Origin of the sequence: Micromonospora sp. MW-13, from assembly GCF_003434305.1 — a bacterium.
GTDB lineage: Bacteria > Actinomycetota > Actinomycetes > Mycobacteriales > Micromonosporaceae > Micromonospora.
Map to the genome: position 1 here is coordinate 1 of NZ_QKKX01000001.1, position 12,873 is coordinate 12,873.

Sequence of the window (12,873 nt, forward strand, 5' to 3'; positions counted from 1 at the left end):
GTCTCGACCGCGGCGTCCTCCACCTGCTCGACAATGACCGAACCCTGCTACGCAGCCTGCCCAACCCGCTGACCCCACAAGAGCAGGCCCGCATCCGCGACGGCCGACCCGCCGGACCACCACCGTCACCGCCATCAGCACCACTACGGGTCGAACGACGCATCAGTAGCCGAGGCGTCCTCGTCATCGCCGGTCAGAAGATCCACGTCGGCATCGGCCACGCTGGTCGAACCGTCACCGTCGAAGACGCCGACACCACCTTCCGCGTCCACGACGGCGACCAACTCCTCACGGAGGTGCCTCGCACGACCACCAAGCCCATCGCCCGGTTCAAGGTCCGCAAGCCCGAACCTCCACGACAGCGTCGGATAGCCTGCACCGACCGCGACGACCACGGAGCCCGACCATGAAGCTGCCGCCCGGAGCCACCGGCTTCAACCCGCCACCCGGCGACCAAGCGGACCTCAGGGCCTTCACCGCCATCTGCCACCAGGCCGCCCGCACCGTCGACGCGACCGTCACCGGCGTCACTCCTGCCGACGTCACACCGAACTTCCACACGATCGACATCACCCACCCTGAGCACCACATCACGGTGCTGCGGCATACCGCCCTGCCGTTCATCGCCTTCGCCCATCCCCGCGACGACCTCACCATCACCTTCGTCGACCATCCTGACCTCGCCGCCGCCATCATCAGCCTGACCGACACCCAGGTCCTCACCGTCGACCAGCTACGAACCCCGCTGTCACAGGTCGACCTGAGCGCCCTCGCCCCCGGCGAGCACGACCAGATCAGCTACTGGAAGCCGACCACCGTCGGCGAGCTGCTGTTCAACTTTTGGGATTGAAGAGCAGTAGCCTGAAACCAGGAACACCCAAGATCGTCTAGCCGGATGTGTAACGGATCATCTGAACGCAATCCGTCACGCATCAAGTGGAGCTCGACATGGCCGGCAGCCGGCCCGTCGGGCTTCATTTGATGCCGGACACAGCGGCTCCCAGATAATCGGTGACACAGCAGGCCAGCAACGACCGAGCCTGGGGCACACTCATTCGCATGGACGAGATTGTGCTATCGGTGCCTGGTTACGACAGCGCGCGTGGCGTTGTGGCGCCCGTGGAGGGTGGCACGGTGTCCATCGAGATCGTGGATGGCTCAGTCGAGATTTTCGGCGACCGACCCGGCCTGCGAGATCTCGCACGGTGGTGCCTGGCCCTTTCGGACGAAAGTGCGCCGTCTGGGAGTCACATCCACCTCGACCCCGGGACCTTCCCGCTGAGTCTTGACTCGGTTCCGCTGATGCTGGCCCGCGATCTGCGAGAGGGCTAGGTCCATGTGGCGTAACCCATCATGTAATGCCAACCTGGAACGTGCCGGCAGCCGGTGTCCGGTCTCGGAACCTGCGTGACACATCGGTATCAGGACCTGGGTGACACTCCGGATTCCGGCATGACCGGATACCGCCGTCGAGCGCTCTGTCAGATGGCAAACTGGCGCTAATGGATAGGAAGCAGGTGGCTGGCTGGCTCGCGGCGTACGAGCATGCGTGGCGGACGCCGGGGACGGAGGTGCTCGCCACGATCTTCACCGCACAGGCGAGCTATCTGCAGGGGCCCTTCCAGAAACGGGTCATCGGTCTGCCGGCCATCGCCCGGATGTGGGAAGACGAGCGGTTCGGCCCTGACGAGGTGTTCCAGATGGCCAGTGAGGTCGTCGCGGTCGAGGGCGACACTGCGGTGGCGCGGGTGGAGGTCCGGTACGGCGACCCAGTTGACCAGGAGTACCGCGACTTGTGGATCATGCGTTTCGCCGAGGATGGGCGCTGCAGCTCGTTCGAGGAGTGGCCTTTCTGGCCGCCGCAGCCGACCGCCGCCCGTCCCGCGGGAAGCTGACACGGGCACACCAGGACAACCGAAAAGCTGTCAGCGGTAGCTCCATACACCTGATCTTCAGGTGGGAGCGACTCCAGGCGGACGGTCATGTGTCGAGGTCGAGCCGCGAGGGTCGCGCACGTGCGCGGGGGAACCGCGCAACTTCAACCGTTCCTGGGACGCCCGCTGCGCCCGGGCCGGGGTCCGGAAGATCACCGTGCACGACGCCCGGCGTACCTACGCGACCCTGCTTGTCGACCTGGACGTTCACCCGCGCGTCATCATGCAGGTGCTCCGGCACGCCGAGGTCTCGGTGACTATGGAGATCTACTCCCAGGCGTCCTCGGACGCCACCCGCGACGCGCTGAAGCGCCTGGGGGAAAGCCTGCGATAGGCCGCTGCTGTGCTCAACTGCTGTACGGAAACACTAGAGGGCACATCCATCGATCGGATGTGCCCTCTGACCTCTGTCGGGGTGGCCGGATTCGAACCGACGACCTCTTCGTCCCGAACGAATGATCATGGGTCGATGAGGTGCCGTGTCACTGACGTTGACCAGGGAAAATGGTCCGCCCCCGTTCGCATATGTCCGCCAGCATCCGCACCTGTTGTCACTCAGTACGTCACTCAGACCTGCGGGGGTATGACGATCACTCACTCAGTCGGGGTGTCCGCAAGTGGCCAACACTGCGGCCCCAGCTCGTTGACCAGGCCCTCAATCACCGAGCGGGACAGGTCCATCAGCCGACGATTCGTCATGATCACAGCCTCCACCATGACGCGAACAATGATCATCGACACTTACGGACTCGCAACCGTGCACGGGTCGTTAGCTGCAGCGATTCATGTAAGCTCTCAGCAACTCATCGACTACGGTGAGTCACAAGGGGGGGTTGCGTGACGATCAAACATGCATTAAGGGCAGCGGCTACCGCTACAGCAGCAGCGATGGCGGCGATGACACTGCCCGGCGTCGCCCACGCCGACATCTACGTGGGATCCGGTACCCTGTACGTCGGCCCGGTGATCTCCGCAACTGTGAAGTCCAACGGCTACGCCACGTGGAACAAGAACACCCGCGTCGTCACGATCAAGGCCACCGGTTACAACATGACCAGTGGCAACTGCGAGACCACCTGGTTCGACTGGGAGGTCAGCAACGGCCACTTCGACGCCCGCGCTGTCCGGCAGTGTGACCTGTCCAGCTCACTGCACCAGGGCACGTCCACCGAAAGCGTGCCCGGCGGGTTTAGCTTTGTCGCCATGCAGAAGTTCGCCGCGTGCTACGGCGCCAACAACACGACCAGCGGGTGCGCTGACTCGTCCCAGGCGCAGATCCCGCTGGGCTCGGTCAACCCGAGCCTCAACACCAGCAACTGGATCACGCGGTACTGGCTTATGAAAGCTAACGGCACCACCGAGTACCACGACGGTGGCAACTCACGTCTGGCCGATTCCTGATGGCGTTGAACAAGGTGGCACAGAGGAGAACTGCAATGCGACGTATCGCTGACCTGCCAGCGTGGACCCCGGTAGGCGTGGGCCTGCTCGCGGCCATGGCCGCGCTGGCGGGCGGGTGCGCGGCCAGGACCACCGACGCCGGCACGACCGGGCCGCAGTTGGGTGGCGTACAGCAGTCACTCGACCGGCTCGCCCGGCAGATCGACGGTGACCTCGACGATCGCCGCGCAGGCCAGCTCCTGACGTACGTGGCCTATCAGCGGCCCATCCGTGACTGCATGGCTGACGCGAAACTCGACTACACGCCACCACGGTTCGTCAACCCGTACGAGCACTGGCAGGCGGTGCGTCCGCTGAGCATGTATGACGAGATCGTGCCGGTGGACACCGCCCACGTCACCGCCAACGGCCTGTACGTCGCCGCCGACCTGACCCGAACGCCGACACCCGACAGCGACAACCCCGGCCACGACCGTTTGAACAAGGCGGGCAAGGCCGCGTACGCCGCACAAGTCACCAAGTGCCAGCCGTCAGCGAAGGAGTACCAGAACGCGGGCACTCCGGCGCTGTCCGCCAAGCTGTTCGCAGACCTCGACACCCTGGTCGGATCCGTCGTGAGCACCTCCGAGGTCAAGGCGCAGTCCGCAGGCTACGCCACGTGCATGGCCAAACGCGGCATCAACGCGGCGAACAGAGAGGAACTGGCCGGCGTGGTCCGCAACAGCTACGCCCCGCTCCTCGACACCGATTCCGGCCGGCTGGCCGTCGCCACGACCAGCCCGCAGTTCGTTACGGCGAAGGCCGGCGAGCAGGCGGCCGCTCAAGCAGACGCAGACTGCCGACGCCCCGCGTACGAGCTGACTCTCACGCTGCTGGAGCCGAAGCTGGCTGCGTTCGAGGCCGACCACGCCACCGAGCTGACGCAGATGGCTGCCGACTGGGCTGGTGTACGGGCCCGGGCAACTCAAGCGGAGAAGACCATCGACTGGTAGCCCGTTTCGTGCCGAAAGGCCGGCCGTTCCCGTTCGGGGAACGGCCGGCCGTCGAAGGTGCTGCTACAGGCTCTATTTGCTCAGGGCCGCTGCCGCCGCCCATGCTGAGCCACCCCCAGGCGCTCTATGCCGCGTAGACGACCGTTGCATCATCGCTTCGCTTGTTGCGTGGCCAACGCGCGCCCTGCGGGTCGGCGCCCTCCAACGTCCGTACCTGGCGGATCAGTTCTGCGGGTCCGTGTGTGCTGAGGTTGTCGAGCACCGCCGGCCAGTCGAGAGCGCCGAAGAGATCCACGATCCGTGCCGCACCATCGGTGAGCACGGCCAGGCGCTGCACCTTGTCGAGCGGGACGCTGCCCACGATGGCGTGGTCAGCAGCGGTTGGGATGGCGGTGGCGACCCAGAACCCACCGGGCTGGTTGCGCGCGGCCAGCTCGGCATGCTTCATCCGCAGCAACGCCGCCTGCTTCTCCGGGGACCCGATCAGGTGTCGGTCTACCTCGTCCCGTTCGGGGCGCGCGGTGCTGTCGACCCGGGTATCGGTGACGACAACTGGTTTCCCGGCCTGCTGGTCGATGACCACGCTGATGTCACCGAGCACGAGGTACTCCCATGCGCTGCCGTTGACTCGGAGAATCGAAACCGCTGCCGATGGCGTACCCGGGTGGTTGAGGTCGCATTCCTTGTGCATCTCGGCAACCTGCTCGATGGCAGTCTTCAGGGCTTCCTTGAGAGGCGTTTCCAGGTCAGCAGCCAGCGTGCCAGTGACCGACCCCAGCTTTGCGGCGTACCAGGAAACGCCGTGCCGGCATCCGGTGTCCGTCCGGGCCGTAGCGCCGTCGAGGACGACAATCAGGCGGGGTGAAGCGCTGAACCAGTCTTCATTGGCCTTATTGGTATCACCAGGATCGGAGGCACTTAACACCCGCATTAGCCCACACCCTCATTCCGAAACACCGGGGTCATCGCTTCAGTGGAGAGAATTTCATGCGTCTTCGGGTCGTACTTGCATGCGATAAGCACCGAGAAGCGACGCGTCTTCACTTCCCGGTACAGAGTGTCAAGGTTGTCTTCCAAATACCGGCCAGCACCCTTCGTGCCCAGCGCATGAATGCCGGCCAGATACAGGAACGATCCCCGACCGTCCGGACGAGGAAGCCTGCCGACGTAGGCGTAGTCGAAAGGTTCGCCTTTATTGGCAGGTGAACGGTATTCCTCCCCGGTCACATGGTTGACCAAATACCAGCCGCCGTCATCGTTGCGGAATCCAAGGTTCGGGTCCGACTCCAACACCTGACCAACGAAGGGCAGAATTCGGGGGCTACCGCAGACAATCAGATTGGTGCGGTTTAGCTTGATCATCCCTGGCGGGGGAACTACCTCGTACTCCGCTTTGAGGCTCAGGGAACGCGCCAGTCCGGATAGCCGTTCGTAGGTAGCCGACAAGGCGGAATCGTTGAGTACCCGCACGCTGCGCGAGCTGTACGCCTGCCTGAACCGGGCCGTCAATCGGGCGATGGCGCGTGACAAGGTGAAACGGAACGTCGTGGCGCTCTGCTCGCTTCCCAATGGACAGCAGGGTCGGCCGTCGAAATCGCTCACGCTCGACCAGGCCAGGGCAATTCTCGGCGCTGCCGAAGACACCCGGCTCTACGCGTACGTCGTCTTGTCGCTGCTGACCGGTGCACGGACCGAGGAACTACGCGCGCTCACCTGGGAGCATGTCGACCTGGACGGCCGACCCGACCCCGACCCGCCTGTCCCGCCATCGATCGCGGTATGGCACTCCGTCCGGGCCGGTGGCGATACGAAGACCAGGAAGTCCCGTCGTACCCTCGCCCTACCTCTCCGGTGCGTGACCGCGCTCCGGCAACACCGGGCGCTGCAAGATCGGGACCGGAAGAAGGCCGGGAAGGACTGGCAGCCGGGGGACCTCGTTTTCACGAGTTCGGTCGGTGGCGCCCTGGACGCCGCCAACGTCCGGCGAGCGTTCCGGCGGGTCGCCACCAAGGCCGGACTCAACGCCGCCGACTGGACGCCCCGGGAGCTACGGCACAGCTTCGTGTCGGTCCTGTCCAGCAGCGGCGTGAGCCTGGAAGACATTGCCGACCTGTGCGGACACTCGGGAACCACGGTCACCGAGAAGGTCTACCGCCACCAACTCAGGCCGGTACTTCTCAGCGGCGCGATCGCGATGGACCGAATCTTCGCACTCACCTCGGACCGGTAGTCACTCAGTTAGTCACTCAGGACGCACTAGAGGGCACATCCATCGATCGGATGTGCCCTCTGACCTCTGTCGGGGTGGCCGGATTCGAACCGACGACCTCTTCGTCCCGAACGAAGCGCGCTACCAAGCTGCGCCACACCCCGAGGCGTGCCGACAAATAGTAGCCCACCCGGTCCGATGGTCAAACTCGGTACCCCCGCCCCCTCGTCCCGCCGGGGCCGGCCCGGGGCGGTCCTCCGCCGATGTCGCGAAAGACTCAGCTCCACAGGGCCGATGACCTGCCCCGCCGCCCCACACAAGCCAGTAGGACCCGGCCGCCGACCCGCCCCGCGCCGACCCCGCGCCAACCAGGGTCGGCCCCGCCCGGCAGGCGGTGGCGCAGACGGGGCAGCTCCAAAGGCGGCACACATCACACCCGCCCTGCGCCCCGGCCCGAGGCGGGGAAGGGGGCGGGGACGGGGGCGGGGGCAGGTCAGCGCGGGATCAGGGTGAGGATGCTCGCCTCCGGGCGGCAGGCGAACCGGACCGGTGCGGTCGGGTGGGTGCCCAAACCGGCGGAGACGTGCAGCCAGGAGTCGGAGCCGGGCCAGCGGTGCAGGCCCTTCGCCATCGACCGGGGCAGCCCGCAGTTGGTCACCAGCGCCCCGTAGCCGGGCACGCAGACCTGGCCGCCGTGGGTGTGGCCGGCGAGCAGCAGGCCGAAGCCGTCCTCGGCCATCCGGTCGAGCACGGCCGGCTCGGGGGAGTGGGCCAGGGCGATCGACAGGTCCGCCGAGGCGGAGACCGGGCCGGCGACGGCGGGGTAGTCGTCGCGCGCGACGTGCGGGTCGTCGACCCCGACCAGCTCGATCAGCCGGCCGCCCGCCTTGAGCGTCGTCCGGGCGTTGTTCAGGTCCGCCCAGCCGGCCCCGGTGAGGACGTCGCGCAGCTCCTCGTACGGCAGCTCTGCGCCCTCGGTGTACTCCCGGTCGGGCAGGAGGTAGCTGAACGGATTCTTCAGCACCGGCCCGGTGTAGTCGTTCGAGCCGAAGACGAACGCGCCGGGCAGGTCCAGCAGCGGGTGCAGGGCACGCAGCACGCCGGGGACCGCGCCCGGGTCGGCCATGTTGTCCCCGGTGACCACGACCAGGTCCGGATCCAGCGCCGCGAGCGACGCCACCCACTCCTGCTTGCGCCGCTGGTCCGGCATCATGTGCAGGTCCGACAGGTGTAGCACGCGCAGCGGCTCGGTGTCGGCGGGCAGCACCGGCACGTCGAACCGGCGCAGGGTGAACATGTTGCGCTCGACGAGGGACGCGTACGCCAGGGTGGCCGCTCCGGCGGCGGCGGTCCCGAGGGCGAGCCGGAATAGTGTGCGCTTTCGCATGCCAATCAGGGTAGTTTCACCGTTCATGAGCACGCTGAAGGACCGCCTGACCGCCGACATGCGCGCCGCCCTCAAGGGCCGCGACGAGCTGACCACCTCCACCCTGCGGATGGCGCTGGCCGCCGTCGGCACCGCGGAGGTCGCCGGCAAGGCCAAGCGCGAGCTCACCGACGACGAGGTGCTCGCGGTGCTGACCAAGGAGGCGAAGAAGCGGCGCGAGGCCGCCACCGCCTTCGCCGACGCCGGTCGCGCCGAGCAGGCCGCGAAGGAGACCGCCGAGGGCGAGGTGCTGGACCGCTACCTGCCCAGTCAGCTCGCCGACGACGAGCTGGCCGAGCTGGTCGCGGGGGCGCTCGCCGCCGGCGGGTTCAGCGGGAAGGCGCAGATGGGCCCGGCCATGAAGGCGGCCCAGACCGCGGTGGCGGGCCGGGCGGAGGGCGGCCGGGTGGCCGCGGAGGTGCGCCGACAGCTCGGCGTCTGAGCCTCCCGGGCCAGCCGGGGGTACGCCGACCGGCCTGAGCGCCCCCGCACACGCGAAACGGGCGGGCACCCCGGAGTGGGTGTGCCCGCCCGTCGCGTCGTCACGCCGAGCCGGGTCCGGTCGGTCAGCCGGGGCGCCCCGGGCGGCCGTTGCCGGTGCCGTTGCCGGGCGGCCCGCCGGGGCCGCCGTTGGCCGGCGGGTTGCCGCTGCCGCCGCTGACCTCGATCGTCACCACGCCGCCCCTGATGGTGCGGCCGTTGGGGCTGGTGCCGGCGGCCTTGCCGGCCGCGCAGCTCGACGGCACCCGGCTGGAGGAGACCACCACGTCGAAGCCCGCGCCCTTGAGCCGGTCCTTCGCGGTCTCGATGTCCACGCACTTCACGTCGGGGATCGAGCGCTGGTCACCCTCCATGATCTTGCCGCTGGGCGGGGTGAACTCGATGCCCTTCTTGCCCTTCATGGCGTCGCGCAGCGTCTCGTACACCGGGGGGTTGATGCCGGTCGAGACGTCGTGGCCCATCCTCTGGTTGGTCTGTGGCCAGTCCGGGTCGGCCTGTATGCCGGCGACCGCGTACTGCTTGGTCATCGCGACCAGGGAGGAGGTCTTCTCCGAGTCGGTGGTGCCGGACTTGCCGGCCACCGGCTTGCCGACGATGCCGCGCACGTTCGGGGCGGTCGCGCCGGCGCACTTGGAGGTCGACGAGCGGTCGCCGACCGGGCAGCGGGCCGCGTCCACGGCCGCCCGGGCGACCTCGGTGCTGATCCGCTGCTCGCAGCGCGGGTTGGCGATGTCCAGCTTCTTGCCGTCCGGGCCCTTGATCTCCTGCACCGGGATCGGCTCGCAGTAATTGCCGTCGGCGGCCAGGGTCGCGTACGCGTTGGCCAGGTCCAGCGGCGTGGTGGCCGAGACGCCCAGGGTGAACGCGCCCCACTGGTGCGCCGCCTCCTTGTTGGTGGCGAACCTGGCGTCCTCGGCCGAGCGGAACTGGATGCCCAGCTTCTGCGCCGCCTTGATCACGTTCTCCGAGCCGACCTGCTGCTGGAGCGGGACGAAGAAGGTGTTCACCGACCGGCCGAACGCGCTCCACATGTTGTGCACGCCGGCCATCGACTCCACGGAGTTCGTGGGGCAGTAGAAGTGCGTGCCCGGGCAGGCCGCGTTGCTGCTGCTGCTGATGATGTACTCCGACTTGAACTGCTTCGGCGAGTTGATCGTGTAGCTGAGCGGGATGCCCTTCTCCAGCGCGGCGACGATCGTGAAGATCTTGAACGTCGAGCCGGCCTGGTACCCCTTGATGTCGCCGCCGCCGGTGAGCAGCGGGTTCACCGTGTTGGGGTAGTTGCCCCGGATCTTCTTCTTGGCCTTCCTCGGGTCACTGTTGATCTTGTTCTGCGGCTTGTTCGGGTCGTCGATCTTGAAGTTCCGGTTCACCGAGAGCGCCCGGACCCGCCCGGTCCCCGGCTCGACCACCGCGACCATCCGGGCCGCCTTGCTGTTGACCCCGAGGCCCTTGCGGACCGCCTTGTCGGCGCCGTTCTGCGCCTGCGCGTCGAGGCTGGTGACGATGGTGTAGCCGCCGCTCTTGAGCCGCCGCTCCCGGTCGTACGAGGTCGAGCCGAACGTCTCCTGCTGCATCCACCAGCGGTAGAAGTAGTCGCAGAAGAAGCCCCACTCCTTCTTGTTGGTGGCGACGCAGCCGTTCGGGGTCTTCTTGTCCTTGACCACCATCTTGGTGGCCTTGGCCGCCTCGGCCTCCTCCTTGGTGATGGCGCCGATGTCGACCATGTTCCCGATGACGTAGTCGCGCCGGGCGAGGGCCAGCGGGTACCCGGCCTTGGTGGTCGGGTCGTTGGTGGTCGGAGCCTTCACCATGCCGGCCAGCATGGCCGCCTCGTCGATCCTGAGCTTGCTCGGCGGCTTGCCGAAGTAGACCTGGCTGGCGGCGTAGATGCCGTACGCGCCGTTGCCGAAGGAGGCGAGGTTCAGGTAGCGGGTGAGGATCTCGTCCTTGGAGAACTCCTTTTCGACCGAGAGGGCCATCCGCATCTCGCGCAGCTTGCGGGCGCTGGTGTCCTCGGTCGCGGCGACCACGTCGGCCGGGTGGGTGGCCGAGTACGCGACGGCCAGCCGGACGTACTGCATGGTCAGCGTCGAGGCGCCCTGCTGCGAGTTGGCGCCGGACTGGTTGTTGACGAACGCGCGGGCGATGCCGTTGAGGTCCACGCCGTTGTGCTTGTAGAAGTCGTGGTCCTCGGCGGCGATGATCGCCTTCTGCATGTACGGCGAGATGTCGGCGAGCTTCGCGTCGCGCCGGTTCTCGTCGTACATGGTCGCCAGCGGTGTCTTGGCGTCGGAGGCGAGCAGGTAGCTGATCTGCGGCGCTCGGGGCGCCGTCAGCTCGTTGGGCAGGGCTCCGAAGGTCTCCGCGCCGGCCTTGGCGGCCAGCCCGGACATCGCCACCGCGGGGAAGGCCGCCGCCGCGACCACCACGCCGGCCAGTAGGCCACAGATGAGTAGCGATGCGGCGTTGGTCAGCACATTGTGGTCACGTTTCCGCATCCAGGTCACCTCGACAGGGTACGCGAGTAGGGAATGAGGGGCGCTGGGGCGTCTTTCTCCCATTTCCTGCGCGCGCCGACCTCGTTGTGCTAAACGCACGAACCCTGGTGCGAGGTTGCGTGGATCCGGCGACGAGTCTTCACCGATCGGAGGAGCGGCGCGGCGTTTTCACCTACTCCGGCCGGGTAGACGGGGGCCGAAGGCCCGGGAAGCCGGGAGTGTCCGTAATGATGGATTTTGCCGACAACGTTGCGTAATCAGTCGACTACAGAGCATGATGGTGGCGGTGACCGAGCCACACGTCGTCCGTGCCGCCCTGGGGAGGCCGGGCGGACGACAGGGGGGATTCGACGGCTGGTCGCGCGACGTCGGTAGGTACTGCAAGGGGGGACGTGTACACATGGGCATGATCACTGACTGGCCGTCACTGGCGGCGTGTCAGAACGGGGACCCGGACGCGCTGTTCGTACAGGGCGCTGAACAGAACGTGGCGAAGCGGATCTGCCGGAGCTGCCCAGTTCGGTACGAGTGCCTGGCCGACGCGCTCGACAACCGGATCGAGTTCGGGGTGTGGGGTGGCATGACCGAGCGGGAACGCCGGGCTCTGCTGCGCCGGCACCCCCAGGTCGCGAGCTGGCGGAAGATGTTCGAGGCGGCCATGAAGAAGAACGCCAAGGAGAAGTCCGGCAAGGACAAGGTCCTGGTCACGGCTGGCTGACGCCGGTCACGGCCGGCTGATCGCCGCGCCGATCGTCCGCAGCCCGTCGACGTCGTGCACGTCGGCGGGCTGCGCCGTCACCGACACCGCCGGCACCTGCGGGAACGCCTCGGTGAACCGGGCCGCCACCTGCTGCTCGCGGTGCGCCTGCTGGGCCAGCGCGGCGTGGGCCCGCAACACGTCGACCGTGCCATCGTGCCCGCCGGCCTCGGCCAGCCGGTCGGCGGCGGCCAGGCTGGTCGCCGCGTCCAGGGAATCGACCGCTGGCCGGTGCACCCGGTTGAGCACCAGGCCGGCCAGCGGCATCCGCTCCTCGCCCAGCCGCCCGGCGAAGTACGCCGCCTCCCGGACCGCGTCCGGCTCCGGGGCCGCGACCAGCAGGAACGCCGTCTCCCGCGCCTGCAGGATCCGGTACGTCTGCTCGGCCCGCTGCCGGAAGCCGCCGAACATCGAGTCCAGCGCGGCCACGAAGCCGGACAGGTCGGTGAGCAGTTGGGCGCCGAGCACCTTCTGCACCACCTTCGAGAACATCCCGAAACTCGCGGTGACGAGGCTGAACATGCTCCGGCCCCCGCTGCGCGCCGGTGCCAGCAGCAGCCGCAGCATCCGGCCGTCGAGGAAGCGGGACAGCCGGGCCGGCGCGTCCAGGAAGTCCAACGCCGAGCGGGACGGCGGGGTGTCCACCACGATCAGGTCCCACTCGCCCCGGGCGTGCAGCTGGCCGAGCTTCTCCATCGCCATGTACTCCTGGGTGCCGGCGAAGGTGGAGCTCATGGCCTGGTAGAAGGGATTGGCGAAGATCTCCGCCGCCTTCGCCGGGTCGGTGTGCTGGAGCACCACGTCGTCGAAGGTCCGCTTCATGTCGAGCATCATGGCGTGCAGCTCGCCCCCGCTGGCCTCGACGTCGATGCCCTTGACCTGGCGGGGGGTGTTGTCCAGTTCGGTCAGGCCGAGCGACTGGGCCAGCCGGCGGGCCGGGTCGATGGTGAGCACCACCGTACGCCGGCCGTGCTGCTCGGCGGCCCGCAGCGCGAGCGCGGCGGCGGTGGTCGTCTTGCCCACCCCGCCCGCCCCGCAGCACACCACGATCCGCACGCCCGGGTCGGCGAGGATCTGGTCGACGTCCAGCTGCGGCGCCGCGTCTTCGGAAGGCACCAATCGAGCGTATCGGGCTTCGGGGAATCTCCGCGC

13 protein-coding genes, 1 tRNA gene and 2 pseudogenes are annotated in these 12,873 nt (G+C 67.7%); 9 read left to right on the top strand and 7 right to left on the bottom strand.

All coding sequences use genetic code 11. From position 1 onward, the window contains the following. Positions 1-143 precede the first annotated feature (143 nt). Positions 144-395 carry a hypothetical protein gene (locus C5N14_RS31905; protein WP_165878003.1) on the bottom strand — a complete coding sequence of 84 codons (252 nt, stop codon included), beginning with the start codon at positions 393-395 and terminating at the stop codon, positions 144-146. An 11-nt stretch (positions 396-406) separates the two neighbouring features. Here C5N14_RS31905 and C5N14_RS00010 point away from each other — a divergent pair, with 11 nt between their 5' ends. The 6 genes and pseudogenes from C5N14_RS00010 to C5N14_RS00035 all read left to right on the top strand — a co-directional run bounded on the left by C5N14_RS00010 (position 407) and on the right by C5N14_RS00035 (position 4,327). Further along, positions 407-850 (top strand): hypothetical protein, encoded by a 444-nt coding sequence (locus tag C5N14_RS00010; RefSeq protein ID WP_117664723.1) that lies wholly within the window; start codon positions 407-409, stop codon positions 848-850. Positions 851-1,059: 209 nt separating this feature from the next. Next, positions 1,060-1,332: a hypothetical protein gene (locus C5N14_RS00015; protein ID WP_117664724.1), complete on the top strand. Its 273-nt coding sequence runs from the start codon at positions 1,060-1,062 to the stop codon at positions 1,330-1,332. Between the two features lie 170 nt (positions 1,333-1,502). Then, positions 1,503-1,895: a nuclear transport factor 2 family protein gene (locus C5N14_RS00020; protein WP_117664725.1), complete on the top strand. Its 393-nt coding sequence runs from the start codon at positions 1,503-1,505 to the stop codon at positions 1,893-1,895. Positions 1,896-2,025: 130 nt separating this feature from the next. Continuing rightward, positions 2,026-2,268, top strand: a pseudogene (locus C5N14_RS00025) (tyrosine-type recombinase/integrase); the annotation flags it as partial. A 503-nt stretch (positions 2,269-2,771) separates the two neighbouring features. Then, a complete protein-coding gene (locus C5N14_RS00030; RefSeq protein WP_128763494.1) occupies positions 2,772-3,335 on the top strand; it encodes a hypothetical protein in 564 nt (187 codons plus the stop codon). A gap of 35 nt (positions 3,336-3,370) precedes the next feature. Further along, complete coding sequence (locus C5N14_RS00035; RefSeq protein WP_128763495.1) at positions 3,371-4,327, top strand: hypothetical protein; 957 nt, start codon at positions 3,371-3,373, stop codon at positions 4,325-4,327. A gap of 124 nt (positions 4,328-4,451) precedes the next feature. Here the strand turns inward: C5N14_RS00035 and C5N14_RS00040 are convergent, their stop codons facing one another. Beyond that, positions 4,452-5,258 carry a protein phosphatase 2C domain-containing protein gene (locus C5N14_RS00040; protein WP_117664728.1) on the bottom strand — a complete coding sequence of 269 codons (807 nt, stop codon included), beginning with the start codon at positions 5,256-5,258 and terminating at the stop codon, positions 4,452-4,454. Beyond that, positions 5,258-5,857, bottom strand: coding sequence for a hypothetical protein (locus C5N14_RS31635; RefSeq protein WP_165878004.1), 600 nt, complete (start codon positions 5,855-5,857; stop codon positions 5,258-5,260). Before C5N14_RS31635 ends, C5N14_RS00040 begins: the two co-directional genes overlap by 1 nt. On the opposite strand from C5N14_RS31635, the pseudogene xerC reads away from it, so the two are divergent. Then, positions 5,763-6,557: pseudogene (xerC, locus tag C5N14_RS00045) on the top strand (tyrosine recombinase XerC); the annotation flags it as partial. The gene C5N14_RS31635 and the pseudogene xerC overlap by 95 nt on opposite strands. A 69-nt stretch (positions 6,558-6,626) precedes the next feature. On the opposite strand, the gene C5N14_RS00050 reads toward xerC, so the two are convergent. Beyond that, a tRNA-Pro gene (locus C5N14_RS00050) sits at positions 6,627-6,700 on the bottom strand. A gap of 329 nt (positions 6,701-7,029) precedes the next feature. Further along, positions 7,030-7,923: a metallophosphoesterase gene (locus C5N14_RS00055; RefSeq protein ID WP_117664729.1), complete on the bottom strand. Its 894-nt coding sequence runs from the start codon at positions 7,921-7,923 to the stop codon at positions 7,030-7,032. A 25-nt stretch (positions 7,924-7,948) separates the two neighbouring features. Here C5N14_RS00055 and C5N14_RS00060 point away from each other — a divergent pair, with 25 nt between their 5' ends. Continuing rightward, positions 7,949-8,404: a GatB/YqeY domain-containing protein gene (locus C5N14_RS00060; protein WP_117664730.1), complete on the top strand. Its 456-nt coding sequence runs from the start codon at positions 7,949-7,951 to the stop codon at positions 8,402-8,404. A gap of 124 nt (positions 8,405-8,528) precedes the next feature. Here the strand turns inward: C5N14_RS00060 and C5N14_RS00065 are convergent, their stop codons facing one another. Then, complete coding sequence (locus C5N14_RS00065) at positions 8,529-10,964, bottom strand: transglycosylase domain-containing protein (RefSeq protein ID WP_117664731.1); 2,436 nt, start codon at positions 10,962-10,964, stop codon at positions 8,529-8,531. Between the two features lie 400 nt (positions 10,965-11,364). Between C5N14_RS00065 and C5N14_RS00070 the strand changes: the two genes are divergently transcribed. Beyond that, a complete protein-coding gene (locus C5N14_RS00070; RefSeq protein WP_117664732.1) occupies positions 11,365-11,682 on the top strand; it encodes a WhiB family transcriptional regulator in 318 nt (105 codons plus the stop codon). A gap of 6 nt (positions 11,683-11,688) precedes the next feature. On the opposite strand, the gene C5N14_RS00075 is transcribed toward C5N14_RS00070, so the two are convergent. Then, complete coding sequence (locus C5N14_RS00075; protein WP_207892563.1) at positions 11,689-12,840, bottom strand: ArsA-related P-loop ATPase; 1,152 nt, start codon at positions 12,838-12,840, stop codon at positions 11,689-11,691. Between the last annotated feature and the right edge of the window lie 33 nt (positions 12,841-12,873).

Excerpts from the sequence above, each read along its gene's own strand:
- C5N14_RS00020 (WP_117664725.1), top strand. The coding sequence starts at position 1,503 with ATGGATAGGAAGCAGGTGGCTGGCTGGCTCGCGGCGTACGAGCATGCG.
- C5N14_RS00010 (WP_117664723.1), top strand. The coding sequence starts at position 407 with ATGAAGCTGCCGCCCGGAGCCACCGGCTTCAACCCGCCACCCGGCGAC.
- C5N14_RS00040 (WP_117664728.1), bottom strand. The coding sequence starts at position 5,258 with ATGCGGGTGTTAAGTGCCTCCGATCCTGGTGATACCAATAAGGCCAAT.
- C5N14_RS00060 (WP_117664730.1), top strand. The coding sequence starts at position 7,949 with ATGAGCACGCTGAAGGACCGCCTGACCGCCGACATGCGCGCCGCCCTC.
- C5N14_RS00035 (WP_128763495.1), top strand. The coding sequence starts at position 3,371 with ATGCGACGTATCGCTGACCTGCCAGCGTGGACCCCGGTAGGCGTGGGC.
- C5N14_RS00055 (WP_117664729.1), bottom strand. The coding sequence starts at position 7,923 with ATGCGAAAGCGCACACTATTCCGGCTCGCCCTCGGGACCGCCGCCGCC.
- C5N14_RS00065 (WP_117664731.1), bottom strand. The coding sequence starts at position 10,964 with ATGCGGAAACGTGACCACAATGTGCTGACCAACGCCGCATCGCTACTC.
- C5N14_RS00015 (WP_117664724.1), top strand. The coding sequence starts at position 1,060 with ATGGACGAGATTGTGCTATCGGTGCCTGGTTACGACAGCGCGCGTGGC.
- C5N14_RS00070 (WP_117664732.1), top strand. The coding sequence starts at position 11,365 with ATGGGCATGATCACTGACTGGCCGTCACTGGCGGCGTGTCAGAACGGG.